We start from the raw sequence: 24,491 nt of genomic DNA on the forward strand, positions 1-24,491 counted from the left end.
GCGTTGAAAGGCAGGGGTATCCATGATGGTAGACCTCAAGGAGATGGCCTACTTCAAGATTAGCCTTTCAACACGTAATTGGGACAGAGCCATGAAAAAGGCCCCGCCAGTTTGGTGGGGCCTTTTTCTATTCATCAATGTGAAGACATGTTTCAGCTTGCCTCCATCTCCTTGCGATAACTTTTTACCTTGGCGAGGAACTGGCGCTTCTCCTTGCCGGAGAGCGGCTCTGCCATCGGCAACTTGACCTTCATGGCATCCACCGGACGGTTGTTGATCCGCACCTCGTAGTGCAAGTGGGCACCGGTGGAACGACCCGTGTTGCCGGAGAGCGCAATCTTGTCACCCATCTTCACCTTCTGGCCGGTTTTCACCAGCAGTTTGCTCAGGTGCAGATAACGAGTCATCAGGGTACGGCCGTGCTTGATCACCACATAGGTACCGGCCAGCGGGTGGCTGGTGGCCTTGAGCACGACACCGTCACCGGTCGCCATCACGGGCGTCCCCACCGGCAGGGCAAAGTCGGTACCCTCGTGAGGACGAACCTGGCCGGTGATCGGGTGGCGGCGATTCGGGTTGAAGCTGGAGCTGACCCGATAACGGCTGTGGGTCGGATAGCGGCGGAAGCCGCGCTCCAGGCTGTTGCCCTGGCCGTCATAATAGTTACCATCCTCCGACAACCAGGCCGAGACGCCTTGCCCCTGATTGAACACTTCGACCCCCAGCAGCTGAGTGTTGCCCGTGCTCTTGCCCTCGACCGTCTCCTGACGGACCAGCACCTTGAACTTGTCGCCCTTTTTCAGATCCTTGGCGAAATTGAGCCGCCACTGGAACAGGTTGGCAATCTTCTGGATGTGGCTGGCCGGGATCCCCGCATTGCGGGCACTGACATAGAAACTGCCGTTGATGACACCGTCATAACTCTTCTGCTGCCACTGCACCTCTTCATTGAGCATGCTGGCGCTGTAGGTGTCATCGGTGCGCTCCAGGATCAGGGTCTGCTTGATGTTCAGACGAATCTTCATCTGTTGCAGTATGTTGTCCTGATCGATCAGCAGCTCTATGGTCTGACCGGGTTTGAGGCGGGCCAGATTATTTTTGCCATCCGCATCCAGCACCTTGTAGAGAGTGGTGGTCGAGAGCCCCAGGTTGTTGAAGATGGTGGTCAGGTTTTCACCGTTGCGCACCCTGTAGTCCTGCCACTGGGGAGTGGTATCGGTCGGGATGTCATCTTCCGGGGTCGCGGCTTCCACCAACTCATGATCCGGGATGTCGTTAAAATCCGTATTGTCTTCGTTGGTTGCCGTGCCGTTGGTGGCAATAGGCAACTCCAGACGCAATGGCCGCTCCAGGATGTCACCTGGTGCCGGCAATATGGCTACCGCTGACAGCGTCATGGCCGTGAGCAATAACATGGCGTAAAAATGCTTGCGGGGAACCGGGGGTTCCCAATTGGCAGCCTGTGCTACCAAGGGACGGAGACGTTTCATCCGCTATCCTGTCATTAGATCCAAGGGTGTTAGTGGTCAGTCTGTTTGCTATAGAACCGTATAAAACTGATTGTTTGACCTAAATACTCACAATTAGTTCATAGCAATCTGCATGAACCTCACATTTTATGCATAACATTCCGCTATGGGCAGAAATGATCGTCTTTTTTAACCATTTTTTTCCTATTTTTAAGAACCGGGTCCGATTGTGTTTGGCCCAAGGTTTCATGATGTTGCGATAACTTTTCCATGGAGTGGATATGTCGTTAGCAAAACTGTTAAACCGAATCATCCTGATCCTGTTCGTTATCGGTGCCGCCCTGCTGTTCATGCTGGAAGTCACCACAGTACGCCAGTCTATCCTCGACCAGATGTCGGCCAACCTGGAGACGGCCATCACGGCACTCGGTCTGGTGCTGCAAGGCACCCTGCTCAACGATGACAAGGTGCTGGCCGAAACCATAGTCAACGCCATGTTCGACGGCGGCTTCGTCAGTTCGGTCACCCTGCTGGACCCTGACGGCCAACTGCTGTTCCAAAAGGTCTTTCACACGGCGCAGCAGAATGTGCCGAGCTGGCTCCCTTCTGTTATCGACATGCCGCCGGTCAAAATTGAGCAGGAGTTGACCGATGGCTGGCGCATGCTGGGCACCCTCACGCTCGAGGGACACAAAGGCTACGCCTATCAGCACCTGTGGAATGCCATCAGCCGCACCGGCCTGGCCCTGCTCGCCGGCCTGCTGGTGTTCACCCTGGTGATCTCCTGGGTGTGTGGCCGCCTGCTGCGCCCCCTCGAACTCATCAACCAGCAACTGGTCAGGATCCGCAAACGCCAGTTCAGCGGCAATCTGGATTCTCCCTGGCTGCAGGATCTCAAGGAGCTGGTCATCTCGGTCAACCAGCTGGTCTCGGAGCGCAAGCGGGATCTGCTGCAACAGCGGCTCAAGATCACCCAGCTCGGCAAGCAGCAGGCGGCGACAGCCCCTCAACCCCTGCTGGGCTTGACCGAGGGGGGAGACGGCCTGCAACAACAGCATTTCTTCTCCACCCAGGGCAGCATCCGCCTCTACAGCCGCCTCATCCCCACCCTATCTCCCTCGCAGGAGAGCTCGCCGGACGAGATCCAGCACCTGCTCGACCTCTGGCTGCACCATCCGGTGGAGGGACTGCAACTGCCCCTCAGCCTGCTCAATCATGCTGACTGGGCGCAATTCGCCTCGTTGCTGGCCAAGGGCAGAGGCAAGACCCTCGACTGGCGCTGGGATCTGGCAAGCTTCCCGCCCCTCGGGGCAGAACGGCTCGCCACCTTGCAGGAGCAGGGCGTCGAGATGGCGTTCAGCGCCGTTCCCATGACCAACGACACCTTCAATCAGCTCGACCCCATCAATCCCGTCTTCATCAGCTGCCAGCCAACCCAGGCTCCTCTTTACTGGAATCTGGTGGCCCAATGCCTGCACAGTGCGGGCTACACCCTGCTGGCAGAAGCCAGCGAGATCCAGGATATCGACACCCTGCGCAGCTGGGGCATAGACGGTTACGCCAGCAAGGAGATCTCATGAACAGACTCGGGTTGTTGCTCGCCCTGCTGTGGCCGCTGCCACTGCTGGCCAGCCCCATGATCATCGCCACCGGTGGTGAGCAGGGGATCTATCATCAGGTCGCCAAAGAGTTCTGCCGGCTGGCCAACAAGAGTGACCCCGAACTGCAGTGCAAGCTGCAGGCCACCTCAGGTTCCATCGAAAATCTGCGCCAGCTGCAGGCAGGACAGATTCCCTATGCCCTGGTGCAATCAGACTGGCTTTATCAGGCCAGCCACGGCCTGGGACTTTATGCCAACCAGCCACAACCCGAACTGAGGGCCATGTTCGCCACCCACGCCGAGCCTTTCACCATAGTGGTGCGGGCAGATGGCGACATCACCACGCTGGCGCAGCTCAAGTCGGCGCCCATCGACATGGGGCTGAAGAGCTCGGGCACTCGCCAGACGGCCCTTGCCCTGTTCAACCTGTTGGGAGCAAAAGAGCAGGATCTCGATCTGAAGAGCGCAGGCAATCTGGCGGAGGCGCTCTGCAGCAAGCAGATAGACGCCTACGGTCTGGTGATGGGACATCCGAACCGGATCGTGCTGGATACCACCAAACGCTGTGCCATCCGCTTTCTGCCGATCGAGGGAGATATTCGGGATCAGCTGCTCAAAGGGGTCAACTATTACCAGCGCAGCCAGGTGCCCGCCCGCATCTATCCCGGCAACCTGAAGGCGACTCCCACCTTCGCCATCGCAGCCACCCTGGTGACCAATGCCGCCACGCCGGAGGCAGACGTCTATCGCCTGACCAAGGCCATGTTGACTCAGCAAACCAGCTTCAACGAACAAACCTACGGTTACGCCAACCTGTTTCACAAGGCACGCAACAAAACAGGCCCGGTGCTGAGCATTGAACAGCATCCGGGCGCGGCAAAATATTTCGAGGAGCTGAAAGCGGCAGGCAAGCTATAGCTGATGACGGGGTGAGCGTAGTTGCTCGCTGGAGAAGCGGGTCTTCATCGAGGTCCACTGCGCCAGCCTGTCGGCACTGCCTGCCAATGTGCCTTCACGGCGGGACTTCATGATCCAGATGCTCTTGGCATCGAAGCTGTAGACGGGAATGAGATCGGTTCGCTGGCTGCCGGGCAGGATCCGGCTGTTGATGTTGTCGAGCACCAGCGGATCTGACTTGGGGGTCGCGAAATAGAGCGTTACCATATGAAACTGGTTGTAACGCACCGCCTTGACATAAGCCAGACGCAGCTTCTTCTCGTCTACCCCCAGTTCCATCAGGGTGTAGTACTTGGAGATGCTGTAATCCTCGCAATCCCCGCCGCGAGCGCCGATAAACTCCAGCGGATTGGCCCAGTAATCCGCTTCTCCCCACAATCTGGGGTCATCGCTATAGGTCAGATTGTTGAAGTAGTTGTTGACCAGCTCAATCTTCTGCTGATCCGTGGTACCGGCTCTTGGCGTGAGCAGGCGTGAAAACGCCTCGGCCCGTTGAATCGCCCTACCGCCATACACTTCCTGCAATTTTGCTCTCAACTCGGGGCTGGCGATGTACTCGGAGAGGCGGGATGCCTGCACGCTGGCACAGAGCAGTGCCAGCGTGCAGGTAGGGATGAACAGCCATTTCATACTAGACACTCCATGTCAGATATTGGAGGTCAGTATAGTTGGCTGCGGCAACCCCATCGAATGAGCCAGGGGTGGCTCAGCGGCACTGGGCGAAGGCGTCGGCCAGCTGTTGCATGAACTGGGGATAGCCATCCGGCCCGAGCGGCACTTGCTCACCCACCTCGTCCAGCAGCAATACCTTGGCGCCGGTATTGCGGGCCACCGACTCAATCACGGCCGGGGAAAATTGCGGCTCGGCATAGATGCAGCTCGCCTGTTTCTCCTGCAGCGTCTTGCGGATCTCCACCAACGTCTTGGCGCCGGGACGGCGTTCCGGGCTCACGGTAAAATGCCCCTTGGAGCTCATCCCGTAGTGGCGTTCCCAGTAGCCATAAGCCTCGTGGAATACAAAGTAGCCCTTCTGGTTCACCGCCTTCATCTGTTCGGCGATGAGCTTGTCCTTGGCATCCACCTTGGCCTTGAAGGTCAACAGGTTGGCGCGATAACGTTCGGCATTGGCGGGATCCTGGGCACTCAGCGTCTCGCTCAGGGCATTGGCGATGACCAGTGCCTGGGTCGGCCCCAACCAGATGTGGGGATCCACACCCTCGTGATGATGACCCTCGTGCCCATCGTGGTCATGGCCCTCATGATCCTCATCGGCATGCTCTTCGTGCCCTTCCTGCTTGGCATAGTCGAACAGCGGCATCCCCTCAACCCGGGTAAGCGTCAGCACATGGGGATGCTTGGCCAGCGGCTTGGCCATGAAGCCCTCCAGCTCGGGGCCGACCCACACCACCAGATCGGCATCCTGGATACTGCGAATATCGGAGGGGCGCAAGGAGAAGTCGTGGGGAGAGGCGCCGGTCGGCAGCAGCACGCCGGGCTCACTCACGCCATCGGTAATCGCAGCTGCAATAAGGCCGAGGGGCTTGATGGTAGTCAGCACCTCAAGGGCGCGGACAGGCAGACTCACCGCCAGCAGCGCAGTGATCAGAGTAAGAATTCGCATAGAGATCTCGTCAGGAAGTGAGTGTGTGATAATATAACAAACCAACGCTGTTGTTATATTATAACTCTCACAGGCTGTAAACCCCGGAGCTGTCATGACCCAACTGGTGGAGCTGAAAGAGGTCTGTCTTTCATTTGATGGACGATCCGTGCTCGACAAGGTCTCCTTTACCCTGAACAAAGGCAAAATCACTACCCTGGTCGGTCCCAACGGGGCAGGCAAGAGTACCCTGAGCAAGCTGGTACTGGGCCTGCTCACGCCGGATTCGGGCCAAATCACTCGCAGCCGCGACCTGCTGGTCGGCTATGTGCCGCAACGCCTCTATCTGGATCCCACCCTGCCGCTGACGGTGCGCCGCTTCCTGCAGCTTGGCAAGAATGGCCGTCTATCCATCGAGGAGGCGCTCAACCGGGTCGGCGCCCAGGGACTGCTGGACAACCGGATGCAGAAGCTCTCTGGTGGCGAGATGCAGCGAGTGCTGCTGGCCCGCGCCCTGCTGGTCAAGCCCGAGCTGCTGGTACTGGACGAGCCGGTACAGGGGGTGGACATCAACGGCCAGATCGAGCTCTATGCCCTCATCGGCAAACTGGCGGCCGAGTTCAACTGCGCCGTGCTGATGGTCTCCCACGATCTGCACCTGGTGATGGCCAGCACCCACGAGGTGATCTGCCTCAATCGTCACGTCTGCTGTCACGGCGAGCCGGAAAGCGTGGCACGCCATCCCGAATTTGCCCGCCTGTTCGGGCGTCCTGAACAGGAGGTGCTGGCGGTCTATACCCACCATCATCACTGCGACGGCGAACACCATCATCACGATGAGCAGGCCCCCGTCATCCGCCTGCCGTCTCGCAATCAATAAGCGCAGCTAAGGACATTCAAGTGGACAGCTTTCTGTTATATGCCCTCGCGGCCGGCCTCGGCATCGCCCTGCTGGCCGGGCCCCTCGGCAGCTTCGTGGTGTGGCGCAAGATGGCCTATTTTGGCGACACCCTCTCCCACGCCTGCCTGTTCGGCATCGCGCTCGGCATACTGCTGCAGGTGGATCTCACCCTGGCGGTGGTGGTCTGCTGCCTCGCCATGGCCATGCTGTTGGTGATCATGAGCCGCAACCAGCAGGTGGCGACCGATACCCTGCTCGGCATCTTGGCCCACAGCGCCCTGTCGCTTGGCCTGGTCACCTTGAGTTTTATGGATAATGTGCGGGTGGATCTGATGGCCTACCTGTTCGGTGACTTGCTCTCGGTACAGCCGGTGGATCTGCTCTGGATCTACGGCGGCGGCGCTCTGGTGCTGCTCACCCTGTGGCGGCTGTGGGATCCCCTGCTCTCCATGACCATCTCGGAAGAGCTGGCGCGGGTGGAGGGGATCCGGGTTGATGTGCTGCGCTGCGTGCTGATGCTGCTGATCGGGCTGGTGATCGCCGTGGCGATGAAGTTTGTCGGGGCGCTGATCATCACCTCCTTGCTGATCATTCCCGCCGCCACTGCCCGCCGCTTCAGCCAGACGCCGGAGCAGATGGCCGGTTTTGCTGCGCTGATCGGCTGTCTCGCCGTACTCGGCGGGCTGACACTCTCGTGGTATCAAGACACGCCGGCTGGCCCATCGGTCGTGGTCTGTGCCACCAGCCTGTTTATCCTGAGCCAGTTCAAGAAAGCTTGAGTCTCGGGTGGCCTGATCCCAGCTATCAGGCCACTCCACATCTCGGCCCTTCGGTGGTCGTCTGTACCACCAGCCTGTTTATTCTGAGCCAGTTCAAGAAAGCCTGATAGCCCAAGCAGTTATAGCGGCATGCTCTGGCGCGTCTCCATCATCAGCCACTGCCGCAACCGGCTGATGGCGGGCTCATGGGCCCGGGATCGCTTGCAGGTAAAGTAGAAGGCATCCCCCGTCTCCAGCTGGTGTACCGGCAAGGCCACCAGTTGGGGATCATCCGGCCGCAGCATGTAGTCGTTCACGAACGCCACCCCCTGATCCCAGGCCGCCGCCTCCATCGCCAGCAGCACATGACTGAAGTGGTGCATCCGCGCCTCATCCGGGATAACCAACCCGCCCGCCTTGGCCCAGCGCTGCCAATCCTCCCCCCGCGCCTTGTAGATGGACTGCACCGACAGCAGCGGCAGTTGCCAGATGGCCTCGGGCCACTCCCCCTCCAGCTGTTGCAACAGGCGTCGGCTGCAGACCGGGAACAGCCGCTCCTGATAGATAAGATCGTGGCAATAACCGCGGCCGTGGGGTGAGACAGTGATGAAACAGTCCGCCACCCGATCGGAGAGCTCGGGATCTTCCGCCACCATTTCCAGACTCAAATCCAGCTCGGGATAGAGCTGACGCAGCCCCGCCAGACGCGGGATCAGCCACTTCACCGCGAACGAGCTGTAGACCGCGAGCCGCAGCCGCATCTCGCCGCCCCCGCGCAGCTGCTCGCTGCTCTGGGCAATCTGGCCGAGCCCGGCCGCAATCCCCTCAAAGTAGCTCTCCCCCTGGGTGGTCAGTGACAGCAGCCGCCCCTGGCGCAGCAGCAAGCGCTCACCCAGAAAATCCTCCAGCAGGCGGATCTGGTGGCTGACCGCACTCTGGCTGACGTTCAATTCAAGGGCGGCGCGGGAAAAGCTGAGCAGGCGGGCGACCACTTCAAAATATTGCACGGCACGCAGGGGAGGCAGCTTCATTATCTAAATATCTCATGAGTGGTCATTTTTTATCATTTTACTGGATAACGGCCACCGCGCTACCCTCCCCTCATCTGAAGTGGGAGGTGGTATGAACGCAGTCGGGATCGGCATCCTTTATCTGGTGCTGGGCAACATGGTGGCGGTCTTTTCCGATGCACTGGTCAAGGTGCTGGAGCCGAGCCAGCCCATCTTCCAGTTTGTCTTTTTTCGCCAGCTCTCCGCCGCCCTCTTGCTGACGCCCTGGCTGCTCTGGTCGTGGCGTCGCAATCCGCCGGTGGCGCTCAAGTGGCATCTGCTGCGGGCCCACATCTGGGCGGTCGGCGTCTGTCTGATGGTCATTGCCCTCACCCGCTTGCCGCTGGCCACCGCCAACGCCCTTTTTTATGCGGCCCCGCTGATGATGGTACCGCTGGCGGTGTGGATGGCGGGAGAAGCCATCTCCCGCCAGAAAGTGCTGACCGCGCTCATCGGTTTTATCGGGGTACTGATCGTGCTGCGACCGACGGAGGTGAACTGGGCCGCGCTGGCGGCGCTCGGGGTGGCGCTCTCCATGGCGCTCAACAACTTGCTGATCAAGCGGATCCCGCTCAAGCAACCCATCGCCCAGACCCTGTTCTTCACCAATGTGCTGAGCATGCCCTTCATACTGGCGCTGGCCTGGTGGGAAGGGGGAAACTGGCAGTGGCAGATGTGGTGGCCCGCCTTCGGCTCATCGGCGCTGATCATGGTGTATGCCGGGTTGTGCGTGGTGGCCTATCGCAAGGCCGAAGCGAGCAAGATTGCCTCGGCGGAATACACGGGGCTCTTGATGGCGGTCGCCATCGGGGTCTGGCTGTTTGACGAGCAGCCGGGCCTGCCGCTGCTGCTGGGGTGCCTGTGCATCATAATCCCGCTGCTTGCCATGGCGCGCAGCAAGCCAAAACCGCTGGCAGAACCGGCGGTTTGAATCAAAGCAGCAAGGGGGCGACCCTTTGCTGCAGGTGGGGAAGCATGTCCTGCTCGAACCAGGGGTTCTTCTTGAGCCAGAAGGTGTTGCGCGGGGATGGGTGCGGCAACGGCAGCCAGGCAGGACCATAGTCGGCCCAGCTGCGCACCGTCTCGGTGAGCGAGCCTTTGCCGGCCTTGCCCAGATAGTACTGTTGGGAATACTGGCCGATGAGCAGGGTCAGCTCGATATTGGGCAGCAGCATCAACACCTTGTCGTGCCAGGTGGGGGCACATTCAGGGCGAGGAGGCAGATCTCCCGACTTGCCCTTGCCGGGGTAGCAGAGCCCCATCGGCATGATGGCGATGCGGGACTCGTCATAGAAGGTGGGTTTATCCACACCGAGCCACTGGCGCAAGCGATCGCCGGACGGGTCATCCCAAGGGATGCCGCTGGCATGAACGCGGGTACCTGGCGCCTGGCCGATGATCAGCAAGCGGGCGCTCTCGGCGCCACGGATCACAGGGCGTGGCCCCAGCGGCAAATGAGCCTCGCATAACCGGCAGGCCCGGATCTGTTCAAACAGCGTATCGAGTCGGTTCATGGGCCCGATAGTACCAGAGTTTTTCCCTCTACTCTGCTTGTGAAAGAACCTGCGGATACTTATCATGCGGCCACAAATGTTTAATTTAATAAACGGATAAAGATGAAGAACTGGATGGGCACCGGCAGTGCGGCCCTCTCATTCGTGCTGTGGGGCATGCTGCCGCTCTATTACCAGTTCATGCCAGAGGTCAACATGTGGGAGCTGCTTTCCCACCGAGTCCTCTGGTCGGCGGTATTGTTGGGTGGCCTTTTCGCCCTGCTCGGCTATCTGGTTCCCTGGGCGCGGCTGCGCAGTGAACCCCGCCAGCTTGGCCTCATCCTGCTGGCCGGCCCCGTCATGTCCATCAGCTGGTGCATGTTCACCTGGTGCCTGACCACGGGCCAGGTCCTGGCCACCAGCCTCGCCTTCTTCATGACACCGCTGTTCAATATCGTGTTAGCTGTCCTCTTCCTCAAAGAGCGGCTCACCCCGCAAAAACACCTGGCGGTCGCCCTGGCACTGGCGGGGCTCGCCTACATGCTGTTCTCCTACGGTCAACTGCCATGGTTCTCCCTCGTCATGGGTGCCAACTTCGCCCTCTATGGCCTGCTCAAGAAGAAGGTGCACTACGATGCCGGCGTCAGCCTCTATCTCGAGGCCCTGGTCCAGCTGCCCATCGCCCTGCTGATCATCGGCGCTCTGGCCCTCCACGGCACCAGCCAGTTTATGGTCGGTAACTGGACAGATCGGCTACTGCTGATGGGCAGCGCCCCCGCCACCCTGCTGCCGGTGGGGTTGTTCTGCTACGCCGTGGCGCGCACCCGCATGAGCACAGTGGGGCTGCTGCAATATATCGAGCCGAGCCTCGCCTTCCTGCTCGCCATTTTCTGGTTTGGCGAGACGACGGATCCGGTGAAATCGGTGGGATTCGCCTTCGTCTGGGCGGGTCTGCTGGTGAGCCTGTTGCCACTGCACCGGCTCAGGCGCAACCTGTTCCGCGATGCCGATGCTCAGGATCTGCCGCGATAGGACTCCAGAATCGCATGCCATTTGGGATCCCGATCCATCTGCTCGGCAATATCATTCAATCTGGCATGCAGGTCGCTGCGGGATTTGGGCAACAGGATATGGCGGGTATAGCTGGACTGGGCAAAGGGCGAGACGAATAGCTTGCCCTCGAAGGCAGGATCATGGTTGAAGAAGGGCAAGGCAGAGCCCGGCACCAGAGTCACATCGATGCGACCGCGCACCAGCAGGCTGAAGTTGGTTTTGACCTTCTTGGCATCCAGCCTCACCAAATCGCCTCTGGCCGCCGCCTCGTCGATCCCCTGATAGCGATAGCCTTCTATACCACCGAAGGTCAGTCCCTTGAGTGAATCCGGGCCGCGATAGGTCACGGGGTTGGTGGCGCTGGAGATAAGCTCGTTGGTATCGCGCATGATGGGAAAGGTCCACAGGTACAACTCGCGCTGGGAATCGCCCACCCAGGCGGGATTGACCCAGGCCACCAGACCGTCGAAGCCAGGATCCGACATCTCCAGCGCCAGTCTGGCCCGATTCACCAGCCAGAGCTCCAGCCTGGGTTCTCCACCAAGCTTTTCATTGAGATACTTGACCAGATCCCGGCTCATGCCCGTCTGCGCACCAGTCATGAAGGGGGGGTGCTGGTGATAATCATAGAGACGCAGCGTCTCGCTATGAGCCGGTATTGACAGCAAAAACCACAACCACCACCACACTCGCATCGCATCTCCTTGCGCTGCTTTTGAGTGTGGCACAGAGAGATCGAATGAGAAAATCTGCCACGGGCACCGAACCGGCAGCCCGGCCGCAAAACAGAAACAGCCAGTGGTTCATCTACATGGTGCGCACCGCCAGCGGCCTGCTCTACACCGGGATCAGCACGGATCCTGTCAGACGACTCCACCAGCACCAGAGTGGCAAGGGTGCCCGAGCCCTGCGTGGCAAGGGACCGTTGACCCTGGCGTGGCAGCAGGAGGTCGGTGAAAAAGGAACGGCGCTGCGACTCGAATACCGCCTCAAACAACAGAGCAAGAGCCTCAAGGAGCAGTTGATTGAGCAGCCGGGGCGCTGGCTTGCCTGCAGCCAGTCATGGCTGACTGCCATCCGGACACAAAAAAGGCCGCTGCGAGCAGTGGCCAAGGAAGGATCCGATAGCAGGGAGGCTTAACGGTAGGTGTTGGATTGCTTGCGCCGGTTGCTGATAAGCCAGCACACCACCAGCAGCACCAGCAACCAGGGCGCCAGCTTGATGATCAGAGCAAACATGCCGGCCAGGGCACCAAACAGCACGAAGAGGCCACTCACCAGCAACATGGCCAGCACAGTAAACCCCGCCAGCGCCATGGCCACCAACACCAGCATCAAGATGATGAATTCCAGCATATTTTGCTCCTCACAGGCTTCTCTTGCCGGCTGATTGACCCAGGAGTCAATCCAGCCAGCGCTTCAATTCACGACGGGGCGGCATGATCAGCACCGCCAGCAGATAGGCAACCAGGGCAAGTGGCGGCATCAGGATCAGGGCGAGCAGCGCCACTATCCGTACCGTCACTCTGGAGAGCCCCAGCCTGCTGGCAATGCCGGCGCAGACCCCGGTCAACTTGCGATGGGCAAGATCCTTCGGCCAGGGCGTCATGCTTATGCCTCCACCTTCTGACCCTTCAGCCGGGCCAGTTCACGCTCAATCTCATCGTTCAGCTCCAGCTCGCGGAACTGGGCCTCCAGCGAGGGGTTCTGTCCCAGGGTAGCCGCCTCCAGCTGGGCTTCCAGCTGATCGACCCGGCCCTGAAAACCATCGAAACGGGCCATCAGCTCATGCATGCGCTGGTTGTCGACCTGGGCGCGGGCACGGATGCGGCTGTGGGCGGTCTGCTCGCGCAGAGTCAGCATATTTTGCTTCTCGCGGGCCTCGGTCAGCTTGGCAGCCAGTCGCTCGCTGTCGGCGGTGAGCTGAGCCAGCACTTCGGCTACCCGGGCCTTGTCCTGCTCCAGCTGGTCACATTTTTTGGTCTCGGCCAGCTTCTCGGTGAGAGCGGCACGAGCCAGGTCCTCACGCCCCTTCTGGATGGCAAGCTCGGCCTTTGCCGACCACTCCAGAATCTGGTGTTGCAGCGCCTGCTGGTGGCGTTCCAGCTGCTTCTGCTCGGCAATAACCCGGGCGGCCTGGGTTCTCATCTCGACTTGTACCTGCTCCATCTCTTCGATCATCAGCCGCAGCATCTTCTCCGGCTCTTCGCTCTTGTCGAGCAGGCTGTGCAGGTTGGCATTGATCACATCGGTCAGGCGGCTAAATACGCTCATGGTCTGGCTCCTTTGCTCATAGGGATGGCTATCTCTTCCCATAGCGTTACAAGAGCCGTGCCAAGATAGTTTATTGTTGTTTTACATATAGATGGGGATTATGCGGCAAGATACAACCAGAACTTGCTGGTTAAAATCACCATATTATTGGTGATTTTAACCAACAAAAAAGGGAGCCACTGGCTCCCTCGTCAACACAAGCGTCGGCCCTGTCAGGCGGCGCGGTTGTGGCCAAGCTTGCTGTCCAGTTCGACCAGCTTGGCTTCCATCCGGGCGCGACAGTTGTCAGACAGCTCGCGAATACCGGCGGCACCGTGCTCCTTGCTGCATACGGGCGGCAACACTTCCAGCAGCACTTCACCGTTATCCCAGCGGTTCAGGTCGATCTGACCGAAATAACTGGAGCAGACAATGGGCACTACCGGCACCTCGGCCTGCACGGCAGTGTGAAAGGCACCAGCCTTGAATGGCAGCAAGCCACGTCCCTTGGAGCGGGTGCCTTCCGGGAACATCCAGATAGAGGTGCCGTGATTCTTGATGCGATCCACCACCTGGCCTATGGTGCCGATGGCGCGGGAGCGATTGGAGCGGTCGATCAGCACGTTGCCGGAAAGCCAGAAGAGAAGGCCGAAGAAGGGCAGCCACAGCAGGCTCTTCTTGCCGACCGCCACCACACCGGGCATGACGGCGCCTGTTACGGTGAAGATGTCGAAATTGCTCTGATGGTTGCAGACGTAAACTGCCGGGCCGACCGACTTTATCTCGTCCGGTATGATGACCTTGACCTTGAGGCCGAGCAACGGACAGATCGCATGGTACATGCGAGCGAAGACAAAGACGTTGTTGGGATGACGCGGACGTACCAGACAGAGCAACAGACCAAACACGAACCAGAAAACGAGCAGCAGAGTAAGCAGCAGCACACGGGCAAGTTTGAGCATCGAACACCTCGGATTTTGACTCGGCGCAGTATACTGGTCCCCCTTTTAGCGAACAAGCGTTCGCCAAACAGAACCGTCCTCCCCATCTGCACACATGGTCGTATCGAATCCGGCTGACTTGCTCCTGTCATTATTGATCGATAGGATATGCACCATTCCACAAGATAGGGTGAGCACGATTTTGCGACAACGCGTAGCGACAAGACTCCTGCTGCTGGTCTGCATTCTGGTGCTCAACTGTGCGGCCCAGCCGCTGGCACGACTGGCTCAGCTCGATCAGGCTCTCAGTTGCCAGGTTCTGCCTCTCCCCTCGTCCAGTGTCGATGCCGACGATGTGCAGCCAACGACGCCTCAGCCAAGCAGCTGCCAGCTCAATGGCAAATGGTTGAGTGCTACTACCCTGCTCTGCGTTGAACAGATCTTCTTTGCCATTGCCTTCGTGATTGCCCTGCTGGCGCCGCTGTCGCGTCGCTCGCCCGTGCCCCCCCCGTCCAGAAACATCTCTTCGCCCAAACGGCGACTGCACCTCACTTTATGTGTCTGGCGAGAATGAGTTAGCCGCGGTCCACACCACCCTAACTTTCATTTTCAAGAGATAGAAAAATGTCAAAAATCATCAAGACTGCCCTGTTGATGGGCGGCCTGCTGTGGCAATCCATCGGGTTGGCCAGCGATACCGGCTGGCTTGCCAGTCCCCAGAACGATCACGCAAAAGTGCGGCTGCAAGCCGACGCCCGTGATCCCGCCCAAACTCGCGTGCTGCTGAGCCTGGAGCTCGAGTCCGGCTGGAAGACCTATTGGCAGAACCCGGGCGAAGGCGGCATTGCCCCTGAAATATTCTGGGATGACCCTCAAGCTGCGCAGCAGTGGCACTGGCCCGTACCGGAGCGGTTTGACGTCAGCGGCATCTCGACCCAGGGCTATCAAAAAGCCGTCAGCCTCCCCATCAGCCTGACCCACAGCCGCCGCGAAGCGCTGACCGGTACGCTGCGTCTTTCAACCTGCAGCAACGTCTGCATACTGACCGACTATCCCTTTACCCTGGTGCTGGATGGCACTGCGCCGGAAGGGTTCGACTTTGCCTACGCCCAGGCGATGAGCAAGCTGCCACAAGCCATGCCGGGTACAATCACCCTCAAGGCCGGCTACCGGCAAAACCAGCTGCAGCTGACCGCCGACAACCCGCAGGGCTGGCAGGATCCACAGATTTTCCTCCAGCGGCTGGAGGGCGCTGAATTTGGCAAACCCAGCCTGGAGGTGCAAGACAATACCCTGATCGCCCGCATTCCCGTCAGTGATGGCTGGCAGGGAGACGCGCCCGACATCCGAACCCAGCAACTCGGGTTCGTGCTGGCCAACGGTGAACAGGCCTGGCAGAGCGAGGTCAGCATTGGTGACCCGCTGGCCCTGCCGAGTCAGGGCCACTCGCTGATCTGGCTGCTGGGCGCCGCCCTCCTTGGCGGCCTTATCCTCAACCTGATGCCCTGCGTGCTGCCGGTGCTGGCGCTCAAGCTGGGGTCGGTACTGCAAATGGAAACCCGTGAGCGCCGCCCGGTTCGCCTGCAATTTCTGGCAGCCAGTACCGGCATTTTGGTCTCCTTCTGGGCACTGGCACTCATGAGCACGTTGCTGCGTGCCACTCAGGGCGCGGTTGGCTGGGGCATTCAGTTCCAGAGTGTCTGGTTTATCGGCTTCATGGTGGTGGTGACGGCGCTGTTCTGTGCCAACCTGCTGGGGCTGTTCGAGATCAGGCTGCCGAGCAACCTCACTACCCGTCTCGCCACCACAGGTGGCAACGGCCTGGGCGGTCACTTCCTGCAAGGCTGCTTTGCCACCCTGCTGGCAACCCCCTGCTCGGCGCCCTTCCTCGGCACAGCGGTCGCCTTTGCACTCGGGGCACCGCTGGGTCAGCTCTGGCTCATCTTCACCGCACTGGGCATCGGCATGAGCCTGCCCTGGCTGCTGATCGCCGCCTTCCCCCGCCTTGCGCTCTGGCTGCCGAAACCGGGCCGCTGGATGGGACGCCTGCGCATACTGCTCGGTCTGATGATGCTGGGATCCAGCCTCTGGCTGCTCAGCCTGCTCACCAACCATATTGGTCAATTCTGGATGCTGATCCTGATGGCGCTGATGCTGGCCGCCTTGCTGTTGGCCGTCGTGTGGCGTCATGGCATTCGGGGCGTGACTCTGGCGCTGGCGCTGGGCTGCTTGCTGGGCGGGGCCCTGTTGCTGGGCGGCGCCTTCACGCTGGAAGGCAAACCTCAACAAGATAGCGTCAACTGGCAGCCGCTCTCGGAGCAAGCCATCCAAGACGCGCTGGCACAGAACAAACGGGTCTTTGTCGATGTCACCGCCGACTGGTGCATTACCTGTAAAGCCAACAAATTCAACGTGCTGCTGCGAGATGATGTGCAAAAAGCGCTGAGCGCCCCCGATGTGGTGGCCCTGCGCGGGGACTGGAGCCGTCCCTCTACCAGCATCGCTGACTTCTTGCGCCAGCGCGGCAGCGTGGCCATTCCCTTCAACCAGATCTACGGGCCCGGCCTGCAGGATGGCGAGATCCTCTCCCCCCTGCTGGACCGCTCGACCCTGCTTGCCACCCTGGCGCAAGCAGGCATTGCCACTTCTCAAGGAGACACCAAATGAAACCGACCCTGCGCACCCTGACCCTGCTGGCCTCCCTCTCTGCCGCCCTGCTGGCCCCGGCCCTGCACGCGGCCCCCTTTACCCCGGAGCAGGAAGCACGCATCAAGGAGCTGATCCGCGAAACCCTGGTGGCCAACCCCAAGATCCTCGACGAGGCAGCCGAATCCTGGGAGAAGCAGAATGCGGCGGCCCAGCAGGCACAGCTCGGCGACTTCATCAAGGGCAACCAGGATGTGCTGTTCAACAGCCCTACCAGCCCGCGCCTGGGTGCCAAAAACCCCAAGCTGACCCTGGTGTCATTCACCGACTACAACTGCCCCTACTGCAAGCAGTTCGATCCTCATCTGGCCAAGCTGCTGAAAGCCTATCCAAATGATGTCGGGCTGGTGATCAAGCTGTTGCCGTTCAAGGGGCAGACCTCCGCCAAGGCAGCTCAGTACAGCCTGACCCTGTGGCAGCAGGATCCGGCCCGCTTCCTCGCCCTGCACGACAAGCTGATGAGCAAACAGGGCATGCTGACCGAGGCGGACATCAACAAGGCGCTGGCAGCCACCGGCAACACGGCGCTCAAACCCGAAGCCAAAGCCACCGAGGAGCTGCGCAACAGCCTTCGCATCGGCACCTTGCTTGGCGTGCAGGGCACACCGGCGACCCTTATCGGCAATCAGCTGGTGTCGGGCGCCATCCCCTATGAGGAGCTTGAGCAAATCGTCAAAGCCGAGCTGGCCAGGAAGGGGTAACCATGGAAGCCAAATCATCCCTCACACCTCGTCTGCGGCGTTGGGGCAAGGAAGCACTCTGGCTGCTGCTGTTTGGCGTGATCATCTCGACGGCGCTGGACCTCTGGCGCAGCCCGGCACTGCCAGAAGGCAGCCCGCTGCCAGCGCTCACCCTGCAAGACGGCACCACCGCCGACTTGCAGGCCATGAGCCGGGACAAGCCGCTGCTGGTCTACTACTGGGCCAGCTGGTGCGCTGTCTGCCGCTTCACCACACCGACAGTGGAGCAGCTCTGGCAGGACGGTGAAAACGTGCTGACGGTGGCACTGCGCTCCGGCAACGCGCAGCAGCTGAGCAAGGGGATGAGCAAGAAAGGGCTGACCTTCCCGACCCATAACGATGAGCGAGGAGATCTCGCCGCCCGCTGGCAGGTGAGCGTTACCCCCAGTTTTCTCATCGTCAAGGATGGCAAGGTGGTGAGTACCACCACAGGCTGGAGCTCGGGTCTTGGGCTCAAGCTGCGCCTGGCCTGGGCCAGCTTCCAATAACCTCAGTGACAACGCCCGGCCTGCCGGGCGTTTTTTCAACCGCCATCACACATGCCCACCCTCTTCTTGCCAAAGTGGCGCAATAGGAGCCTTTCTCGCATTGGCAACTTGCTTGCCATATCGCCTCCTATTCATGGCGGAGCTGGTCTGTTTCCGTTAAAATGACGGGTTTTTGCCGTGCCTGGTTTCTCAAGCTCCACCATCAGGCGCCCGCATTGTGAATTCCAAGATGCCAGTGATGCAGGATCTGCCATGAACAACTACTTTCGGGTGCTGGGCGTCAAGTCCAACGCCAACGAAAATGACATCAAAAAAGCCTATCGACGGCTGTCGAACCAGTACCATCCCGATAAGCTGTTAGGGGCGAGCGAAGAAGAACGAGAGCTGGCAGCCATCAAGCTGCATCAGGTAAAGCAGGCCTATGAAGTGTTGTCAGACCCGAAACAGCGGGCCGCTTTCATCAAGGATTTCAACAACGTCATCGTGACCGATCCCGCTTCTGCCATGCAGGAGATGTGGGACCAATTTTACCCCTGAGGCGCTATGCAGAAAAAATGGGACCAGGCGCGGATCAAAGCGCTGATGAGTGATGCCAGTGAGAACATCGAATCCTACCGGGATCAGGACGACCCCAAGGCGCTGGAGCAGTTCACCGGCAAGATGAAGACACTGCTGCTGGCTGACATGAGCATGCTGGAATTCATGCCCGAATACCTGCCGCTGGCCCTCTACGGCCGGGTGCAATTCCCGCCCAAAGCCAAGCCCGAGTGGAACAAATGGCTCGGCAGCGGCGTACAACCCTCATGGGACGAATTCAAGGTGTCGGTGGCGTTCAACAATGCCGATCTGCCGCTGGTGAAAGCGGTGCGGGCCCAGAGCGAAGATCAGCTGATCGAAGCCTGCGCCGTGCTGTTCCAGCTGGACAACCCGCTGCCGCGCGGTGGTCGCCGTGCCGACGATGACTACGAGCTTCGCGACGACGACGAGGAAGACGGGGAAAACGCTGACGCCGACTACAACGGTGATGGTGACGACGACGGCGATCAAGACATGTACGACGAAGTACGTTTCTAACTTGGGGCAAAGCATGCACAGTCTGATAGAAATTACCGCCATCGAGATCAAAGAGCTGGCCGTGATCGAGCCGAAACAGGCCAGCGAAAAGTTCGAGCTGATCGCCAAGACAATGTCTGACGACCAGTTGGCCGAAGTCATTGAACAGATTGATATCGTCACCCTGACCCAGATCAACGGCCAGCACGACATGTCGTTCCCGTCCATCATCTCCGAGCTGATGACCCCGGAGCGGATCCGCGACATCGTCTGCCAGCAGCCCCTTTACTGGGAAGAGGCGATCAAGAACAACGCCGAAGAGCTGCAGCAGCACACCTTCGACTTCCTCAACTACCTGATCCGCACTCAGGACAGCGACGCCAAGCAGGCGGAGATCCTGGAGTGCATCGCCGAGGATCCGGCCGGTCTCTTCTACCTCGCCATCCCCTTCATCGAGTTCTATCGCGGTGAGCGCTTCGACGATGACGAGGGCTTCCACGACACGCTGCACGCCGAAGAGGAAGATCTGGAAGAGGCACTCTCCTACAGCGACCGCCAGCAGAGTGAAAATGCCCACGACTACCCGCTGGATGACCCGCGCAGCCTCTTGATGCTGATCCGCGAGCTGACCCCCGAGGTGGAGAAAGCCATCAAGGCACTGCTGCGCAATGAGCACTCCAGCTGGGAGGGGATCATCAGCAAGTTCGCCAGCGAGCTGGTGATGCAGGCCAAAGAGAAGAACGACGCCTCCGACGAGTACGCCGAAGTCGACGACATGTTCAGCTTCCTGGATTGAGGAGCCCCGTCATGCAACTAGCCATACGCGATGCCAATCAGGGCCCCTTTCTCACCCAGGTGCTGCGCTTTGGCCGCGAGAGCGAACACTTGAGCGATCAGCAGCTTGGCCAGATCAAGGGCAAGGCGGTGCTGATGAGCCTGAAGTTCGCCGACAAGTACTACAACAAGTACAAGATGCATCTGCTGGAACAGGCGGCCCACGACGTCATCGGCGTGGTCAGCCTTGGCTTGCTGGAGCTGTCGCAACGGGATACCGCCAAGGCGCTCGCCCTGCTGCAGGCGCCGGAGGGGCCCATCAAGCCGTTCCAGAAGGGCTGGTCCATGCTGATCTCGGTCAGCGCCAAGCAGCCCGGTGGCAACAGCCTCTATGGCGATGTGGATGCGCGGCTCTTGGACAAGATCTCCAGCCCGCCGGATGTGGAGGAGTGGCAAGGCTGGCAGGAGTACGAGAAGGCGCTGGTGGAGCACAACAAGGCCCGCCTGATGAGCCTGATCGATCAGCACTTCTTCGCCTGCGAGAACGACCACCCCACCATGGAAGACAAGCTGGCCGAGGCCCTGCTTTACCGCATTCTCTGCGGCAATGGCAGCGGCGCCGCCAAACTGAAAGTGAAGCAGGATCTCAAGCGCAAACTTGCGCGGGAGATTGAGCTCAACGAGGCGTGGTACGACACCGACTATCTGGCCGCCCAGCTTGAGTTGCTGCTGGCAGAGCTGCCGGGCGAGCTGATCGCCGGTCTGCGTCAGGATCTCAGCAAGGGGTTTGTCGCCAACCTGCTGCATACCCTGGGTTTTGTGCGCCAGTACCAGCTGCTGCAACAAGAGAACGCCGAGCCGGAGAAGCTCGACAATTTCGAGATGCGCGCCGGTCTCAAGCACCCCCTGCTCGGCTGGCCGCTCTACCACGACTTCTAGGGGGTCATGCCCCCTTGCAGGACGGCATCCGCCGCCCATCCCCACAACGCCCGGCCTGCCGGGCGTTGTGCTATCTGCCCAGCGGCCATCCTGGCCGGACTACCCCGTAAGCGTCATTGGCCCCGTTTTGGGCAGGGATATAATGATTCTCCCATATCAGCCACAGGGGAACGAGCCGTGAGCAGAAAACCCGACCGCATCACAGCGATGCAGCAGATCATCGATGCCGTGAAGCAGGAATTCCCGCTCTATCAACCAGATACCTTCAAATGCGGGCCAGACAACACCTGCATCGGCTGCCCCAAGAAGCTGATGGAGCTGGTGGATACGGATCTCTGCTACTGGCAATATCAGATCGATCGCGGCTTCCCGCCCACCTTCGACGAGCTCAACCGCTTCGGCAAGATGTGCAAGAACATCCGCCGGGCGCTGGTGAAGAATGGCCGGATCCCCGCCTGATGCCTCGATAAAAAACTGCATGACTAACATTTTTCAGATCTTTTCATCTGCCAGGACGAGGAATTCCCTGACTGGATAATGTGCAGACTATGGTTTGCAATAAAATAGGCTGGTCTCGGGTCTATGATGAGAGGCCCTCTGGAGGGGCCAAACCGTTCTCACATCTTATTTCAGGAGAAAACGTCATGACTCAGGAAAGGATCCAGACCCGCTACCCCCTCGGCGGCCCCTTTGCCACTCAGGCCGAGTTGAAGCAGGCCATCGCCCGGAGCATCGAGGCTCACAAACGGGACTTCTTCCCCCTGCTGGAGCGGCTGGTGGATGTAGGGGACACCCGGGTCAACCTCAGCCAGGAGAACCCGCTGCAAGTGCTCAGAATCGAGCTCGATAACGATGGCTCCCAGGGCCAGGCCCACCTCAACTACGAGTCCAATTTCGCCGAGAGTTGCCTCATCATCAACGAATACGACCAGCACCAAACCAGCGTGCCCTTTCGCCTGGAAGGGGATGAGCTTGTCTTCGACCTTGAGCTGCCCATCGCTTGGAATTTCAATAACTGAGGGTTCAACGGTGCAATACAGCTTGTTGAGTGCATCCGATAAACCAGCTCCCCTCACCCTAGCCCTCTCCCAAAGGGAGAGGGGACTTTAGCCCGCCAGCCTCAAGCCATGACAGCCACTCCATACCTCGGCGATTATTCCAAATAGCCGCTCGCCATCATCCTCGATAGTTACCATCAGCCCACAAGCCGCCGTCATCCTGAAGAGCTACAACCTGAGCTCCCTTCTCCCCTTGCTGGAGAAGGGTTGGGGATAGGGGAAAAAGGGAATCACCAACCACATTACGGCAACCGGCCTTCGCGCTCATCTGCTCAGGCCTCACCAATCAAACCTGCGGCCCTGCTGCCTCATCATTAATAGAGCATTACGTTAATCGGTCACCACACATAAACGTTTAAGTAACTGATAGAGAAAGATGGGTTGAATAAGCGTCAGCGCTATGGCCAGCCAGGCCACGGTAGCCATATTGCCCAGATGACCATCGACATCCGTCAACAGCATCGAAGAGACGACGGCGGCCGAACCGCTGAATATATGCTGGAACACATTCTGCAATGACATAAACCCTGCTCGTTCCCCGGGCTCTGCGACCTGGCTATTAACAGCAGCAGCAGTGATAGTCCGTGTCGATGTCACCACCATGAACAAGGTAAAAATGATCATGCTTGGCAACAAGGGGGAACCCAAAAAACCATCCAAGACAATGGCGATAATCAATCCCCCTGCCCACAACGTGATGCTCATTGCGCCAACACGGTCCATCAAATAGCCACCCAACTGCATCGTGATCACGCTGAGAACACCGCCCATGACATAGTACTGACTCATATCGCTGCGAGGCACACCGAGATTAAACTGAAAATAGGCTGCCATGTTCGGAACAATAAGGAAGGTACTGAAAATAGCCAACCCGATTGCCATAAATGCATGCCACACCACAGCGCGTTTCAACATACCCGTGATTGAAAAAACCTTTTGGTGTTGCCCCAAGTGGGAAGTCATATTTGGCAGCCTCATAGATACCATCACGCTGACGCACAAGCCCAATCCCCCGACGACATAAAAAGGTGCACTCCACCCTTTCAACATGGCCAGCTCCAATCCCAAGGGCACACCGGCAATGGCTGACAACGAGAAAGCCCCCATCACTATCGCCATCGCTCGACCACGTTGTGGTACTGGCGTGGCATCCACGACGATCGCCATTGCTATCGACGTTGCCGGACCGGCAAATATGCCTGCCAACAAACGGGTAAAGAACAGGCTTTCCATATTCCACGCCAAAGTGCAGGCCCAGGTGGATAGCGTGACGCCCAGCAATGAGAGCAATGCCACGTGTTTTCTATCAAATTGATCAATATATCTGGCACATAATAAAGATGATAAGGCGGCGGCCAGTGCATATCCTCCCCCCAAATATCCTATATAGGTTGGGCTGATATCGAGCGCACGAGATAAATCAGGCCCAAGCGGCATAATCATCATAAAGTCCAGTGTACTCACCAATTGGATAAAGGCCGCCAGCCAGACGCTACCCACATCCATCACCGCACCATTAAAATGAGGTTTCTTATCTACCTTGTTTTGATCTGACATCATAGTGTTTACGCTCAATCTTTAGAGGCAGACAGCATACCCACTACCATCATTTATTTTTATCCTTTAGAATGGCACAGACTGTTATCATATTAGGGATAATCGATGCGCACAGGTTTGGACTTTAATTCATCAAGAATCTTTATTGCCGTGGTTGAACAAGGCAGTTTTGTCGGCGCATCTAAAACCCTTCAAATACCCACGTCAAATGTGAGCCGCAGTATCTCTCAATTGGAAGAAGCCTTGAACCTTCAACTGATTGAGCGCACTACCCGCCATATGAAGCTCACACAGGCGGGGCAACTGCTCTATACCAAGGTGAAACCATTGCTGGAGTCACTGGAGCAAACCGAGGCTGAATTGACATCACAACAGATTCAGCTGAAAGGGCCACTGCGCATCTGTATCCCCAATGAAGCCGGGCCAAAACTGCTCGGTACAACCATCGCTGACTTTGCCTGTCAACATCCAGAAATAAAGATCAGCTGCATTACCAACCTGTCCGGACTTGAATCATTAAGAGAGGATCTGGACATGGCAATCATCATTCACAGAGGCAAGCTGGACGATAGCGATTATATTGCCAGCCATCTGACCACCATTCCCTGCACTGTTGTTGGCTCCCCTTCTCTTATTCGGCGATGTGGGCTTCCCAACCACACGGCACAACTAAAAGATCTACCCTGCATTACTACGGTTAGCGCCCTGAAAGGAATGCCTTGGCAGTTCACCCTACCCAGCGCTGAATTTTCCACCGTTCAGGTCAATGAACATTACCGGGTCAATAGTGGTGAACTGGCGCTAAAAGCCGCTCTCGCCGGAGTCGGGTTTGCCATTCTTGCCAAGGTGTCTTGCCAGGAGTTTATTGATGATGGCAGCCTGGTTGAGATTGAACTTGAGTTACCCGCCGCCCCATTGCAGTTGTTTGCTGTTTATGCAAACCGTCAATATCTACCGGCTAAAACGCGCGTATTTATTGATTTTATACGGCAAAACATTATGAATTATCAGTAACTAAATCCGATAAAGCCTCAACAGATGAGTTGACTTCTCAAGATACCAAAATCCGGCTGCTCTCGTTTTCGAACGCTGATTATGCTTC

At 58.7% G+C, this 24,491-nt stretch carries 29 protein-coding genes; 18 read left to right on the top strand and 11 right to left on the bottom strand.

Annotation, left to right across the window (positions count from 1 at the left end; genetic code table 11):
• Nucleotides 1-152 precede the first annotated feature (152 nt).
• Nucleotides 153-1,490 carry a murein DD-endopeptidase MepM gene (gene mepM, locus ACW5XD_RS20900; RefSeq protein WP_456496539.1) on the bottom strand — a complete coding sequence of 446 codons (1,338 nt, stop codon included), beginning with the start codon at nt 1,488-1,490 and terminating at the stop codon, nt 153-155.
• A 260-nt stretch (nt 1,491-1,750) separates the two neighbouring features.
• Here mepM and ACW5XD_RS20905 point away from each other — a divergent pair, with 260 nt between their 5' ends.
• Both ACW5XD_RS20905 and ACW5XD_RS20910 read left to right on the top strand, forming a co-directional pair.
• Nucleotides 1,751-3,049 (top strand): LapD/MoxY N-terminal periplasmic domain-containing protein, encoded by a 1,299-nt coding sequence (locus ACW5XD_RS20905; protein ID WP_456496540.1) that lies wholly within the window; start codon nt 1,751-1,753, stop codon nt 3,047-3,049.
• The gene (locus ACW5XD_RS20910) at nt 3,046-3,987 is read left to right on the top strand and encodes a TAXI family TRAP transporter solute-binding subunit (protein ID WP_456496541.1); all 942 of its coding nucleotides are present in this window, start codon (nt 3,046-3,048) and stop codon (nt 3,985-3,987) included. The genes ACW5XD_RS20905 and ACW5XD_RS20910 overlap by 4 nt, the downstream gene beginning before the upstream one ends.
• Here the strand turns inward: ACW5XD_RS20910 and ACW5XD_RS20915 are convergent.
• Nucleotides 3,982-4,656, bottom strand: a complete 675-nt coding sequence (locus tag ACW5XD_RS20915; RefSeq protein WP_456496542.1) for a transglutaminase-like cysteine peptidase — start codon at nt 4,654-4,656, stop codon at nt 3,982-3,984. The two genes, ACW5XD_RS20910 and ACW5XD_RS20915, sit on opposite strands and share 6 nt — an antisense overlap.
• Before the next feature lie 76 nt (nt 4,657-4,732).
• Nucleotides 4,733-5,647, bottom strand: a complete 915-nt coding sequence (gene znuA / locus ACW5XD_RS20920; RefSeq protein ID WP_456496543.1) for a zinc ABC transporter substrate-binding protein ZnuA — start codon at nt 5,645-5,647, stop codon at nt 4,733-4,735.
• A gap of 94 nt (nt 5,648-5,741) precedes the next feature.
• Here znuA and znuC point away from each other — a divergent pair, with 94 nt between their 5' ends.
• Together znuC and znuB are read left to right on the top strand one after the other, a co-directional pair.
• Complete coding sequence (gene znuC / locus ACW5XD_RS20925; protein WP_456496544.1) at nt 5,742-6,506, top strand: zinc ABC transporter ATP-binding protein ZnuC; 765 nt, start codon at nt 5,742-5,744, stop codon at nt 6,504-6,506.
• 20 nt (nt 6,507-6,526) lie between these two features.
• Nucleotides 6,527-7,306 carry a zinc ABC transporter permease subunit ZnuB gene (znuB, locus tag ACW5XD_RS20930; protein ID WP_042868261.1) on the top strand — a complete coding sequence of 260 codons (780 nt, stop codon included), beginning with the start codon at nt 6,527-6,529 and terminating at the stop codon, nt 7,304-7,306.
• A gap of 119 nt (nt 7,307-7,425) precedes the next feature.
• On the opposite strand, the gene ACW5XD_RS20935 is transcribed toward znuB, so the two are convergent.
• Complete coding sequence (locus ACW5XD_RS20935) at nt 7,426-8,316, bottom strand: LysR substrate-binding domain-containing protein (protein ID WP_456496545.1); 891 nt, start codon at nt 8,314-8,316, stop codon at nt 7,426-7,428.
• Nucleotides 8,317-8,407: 91 nt separating this feature from the next.
• On the opposite strand from ACW5XD_RS20935, the gene ACW5XD_RS20940 reads away from it, so the two are divergent.
• Nucleotides 8,408-9,265 (top strand): DMT family transporter, encoded by an 858-nt coding sequence (locus ACW5XD_RS20940; RefSeq protein WP_456496546.1) that lies wholly within the window; start codon nt 8,408-8,410, stop codon nt 9,263-9,265.
• 1 nt (nt 9,266) lies between these two features.
• Here the strand turns inward: ACW5XD_RS20940 and ACW5XD_RS20945 are convergent, their stop codons facing one another.
• Complete coding sequence (locus tag ACW5XD_RS20945) at nt 9,267-9,848, bottom strand: uracil-DNA glycosylase family protein (protein WP_456496547.1); 582 nt, start codon at nt 9,846-9,848, stop codon at nt 9,267-9,269.
• Between the two features lie 102 nt (nt 9,849-9,950).
• Between ACW5XD_RS20945 and rarD the strand changes: the two genes are divergently transcribed.
• Nucleotides 9,951-10,859, top strand: coding sequence for an EamA family transporter RarD (gene rarD, locus ACW5XD_RS20950; protein WP_456496548.1), 909 nt, complete (start codon nt 9,951-9,953; stop codon nt 10,857-10,859).
• Here the strand turns inward: rarD and ACW5XD_RS20955 are convergent.
• Nucleotides 10,841-11,575, bottom strand: coding sequence for a substrate-binding periplasmic protein (locus ACW5XD_RS20955; protein WP_456496549.1), 735 nt, complete (start codon nt 11,573-11,575; stop codon nt 10,841-10,843). The genes rarD and ACW5XD_RS20955 overlap by 19 nt on opposite strands.
• Nucleotides 11,576-11,619: 44 nt before the next feature.
• On the opposite strand from ACW5XD_RS20955, the gene ACW5XD_RS20960 reads away from it, so the two are divergent.
• Nucleotides 11,620-12,021, top strand: a complete 402-nt coding sequence (locus ACW5XD_RS20960; RefSeq protein WP_456496550.1) for a GIY-YIG nuclease family protein — start codon at nt 11,620-11,622, stop codon at nt 12,019-12,021.
• Here the strand turns inward: ACW5XD_RS20960 and pspG are convergent.
• From pspG to ACW5XD_RS20980, 4 genes are all read right to left on the bottom strand, one after another.
• Nucleotides 12,018-12,236, bottom strand: a complete 219-nt coding sequence (pspG, locus tag ACW5XD_RS20965; protein ID WP_456496551.1) for an envelope stress response protein PspG — start codon at nt 12,234-12,236, stop codon at nt 12,018-12,020. The two genes, ACW5XD_RS20960 and pspG, sit on opposite strands and share 4 nt — an antisense overlap.
• Before the next feature lie 46 nt (nt 12,237-12,282).
• Complete coding sequence (locus ACW5XD_RS20970) at nt 12,283-12,489, bottom strand: PspC domain-containing protein (RefSeq protein ID WP_456496552.1); 207 nt, start codon at nt 12,487-12,489, stop codon at nt 12,283-12,285.
• A gap of 2 nt (nt 12,490-12,491) precedes the next feature.
• The gene (pspA, locus tag ACW5XD_RS20975; protein ID WP_456496553.1) at nt 12,492-13,154 is read right to left on the bottom strand and encodes a phage shock protein PspA; all 663 of its coding nucleotides are present in this window, start codon (nt 13,152-13,154) and stop codon (nt 12,492-12,494) included.
• A 212-nt stretch (nt 13,155-13,366) separates the two neighbouring features.
• Complete coding sequence (locus ACW5XD_RS20980) at nt 13,367-14,095, bottom strand: 1-acylglycerol-3-phosphate O-acyltransferase (protein WP_456496554.1); 729 nt, start codon at nt 14,093-14,095, stop codon at nt 13,367-13,369.
• 178 nt (nt 14,096-14,273) lie between these two features.
• On the opposite strand from ACW5XD_RS20980, the gene ACW5XD_RS20985 reads away from it, so the two are divergent.
• The 10 genes from ACW5XD_RS20985 to ACW5XD_RS21030 all read left to right on the top strand — a co-directional run bounded on the left by ACW5XD_RS20985 (nt 14,274) and on the right by ACW5XD_RS21030 (nt 21,793).
• Nucleotides 14,274-14,648, top strand: coding sequence for a hypothetical protein (locus tag ACW5XD_RS20985; RefSeq protein ID WP_456496589.1), 375 nt, complete (start codon nt 14,274-14,276; stop codon nt 14,646-14,648).
• A 50-nt stretch (nt 14,649-14,698) separates the two neighbouring features.
• Nucleotides 14,699-16,741 carry a protein-disulfide reductase DsbD family protein gene (locus ACW5XD_RS20990; protein ID WP_456496555.1) on the top strand — a complete coding sequence of 681 codons (2,043 nt, stop codon included), beginning with the start codon at nt 14,699-14,701 and terminating at the stop codon, nt 16,739-16,741.
• Complete coding sequence (locus tag ACW5XD_RS20995) at nt 16,738-17,481, top strand: DsbA family protein (RefSeq protein WP_456496556.1); 744 nt, start codon at nt 16,738-16,740, stop codon at nt 17,479-17,481. Before ACW5XD_RS20990 ends, ACW5XD_RS20995 begins: the two co-directional genes overlap by 4 nt.
• Before the next feature lie 2 nt (nt 17,482-17,483).
• Nucleotides 17,484-18,008 (top strand): protein disulfide oxidoreductase, encoded by a 525-nt coding sequence (locus ACW5XD_RS21000; protein ID WP_456496557.1) that lies wholly within the window; start codon nt 17,484-17,486, stop codon nt 18,006-18,008.
• Nucleotides 18,009-18,260: 252 nt separating this feature from the next.
• Complete coding sequence (gene atcJ, locus ACW5XD_RS21005; protein WP_096119877.1) at nt 18,261-18,545, top strand: cold adaptation protein ActJcold adaptation protein ActJ; 285 nt, start codon at nt 18,261-18,263, stop codon at nt 18,543-18,545.
• A 6-nt stretch (nt 18,546-18,551) separates the two neighbouring features.
• On the top strand, nt 18,552-19,082 hold the full coding sequence (atcA, locus tag ACW5XD_RS21010) for a cold adaptation protein AtcA (RefSeq protein WP_456496558.1): 531 nt from the start codon (nt 18,552-18,554) through the stop codon (nt 19,080-19,082).
• A gap of 13 nt (nt 19,083-19,095) precedes the next feature.
• Nucleotides 19,096-19,857: a cold adaptation protein AtcB gene (atcB, locus tag ACW5XD_RS21015; protein WP_270686604.1), complete on the top strand. Its 762-nt coding sequence runs from the start codon at nt 19,096-19,098 to the stop codon at nt 19,855-19,857.
• An 11-nt stretch (nt 19,858-19,868) separates the two neighbouring features.
• On the top strand, nt 19,869-20,774 hold the full coding sequence (atcC, locus tag ACW5XD_RS21020; RefSeq protein WP_456496559.1) for a cold adaptation protein AtcC: 906 nt from the start codon (nt 19,869-19,871) through the stop codon (nt 20,772-20,774).
• A 207-nt stretch (nt 20,775-20,981) separates the two neighbouring features.
• Nucleotides 20,982-21,233, top strand: a complete 252-nt coding sequence (locus ACW5XD_RS21025; protein WP_456496590.1) for a hypothetical protein — start codon at nt 20,982-20,984, stop codon at nt 21,231-21,233.
• A 185-nt stretch (nt 21,234-21,418) separates the two neighbouring features.
• On the top strand, nt 21,419-21,793 hold the full coding sequence (locus ACW5XD_RS21030; protein WP_456496560.1) for a hypothetical protein: 375 nt from the start codon (nt 21,419-21,421) through the stop codon (nt 21,791-21,793).
• A 369-nt stretch (nt 21,794-22,162) separates the two neighbouring features.
• On the opposite strand, the gene ACW5XD_RS21035 is transcribed toward ACW5XD_RS21030, so the two are convergent.
• Nucleotides 22,163-23,407, bottom strand: a complete 1,245-nt coding sequence (locus tag ACW5XD_RS21035; RefSeq protein WP_456496561.1) for an MFS transporter — start codon at nt 23,405-23,407, stop codon at nt 22,163-22,165.
• Between the two features lie 87 nt (nt 23,408-23,494).
• Between ACW5XD_RS21035 and ACW5XD_RS21040 the strand changes: the two genes are divergently transcribed.
• Nucleotides 23,495-24,403 carry a LysR family transcriptional regulator gene (locus ACW5XD_RS21040; protein ID WP_456496562.1) on the top strand — a complete coding sequence of 303 codons (909 nt, stop codon included), beginning with the start codon at nt 23,495-23,497 and terminating at the stop codon, nt 24,401-24,403.
• The last annotated feature ends 88 nt before the right edge of the window (nt 24,404-24,491 follow it).

This window comes from Aeromonas enterica (genome assembly GCF_054052465.1).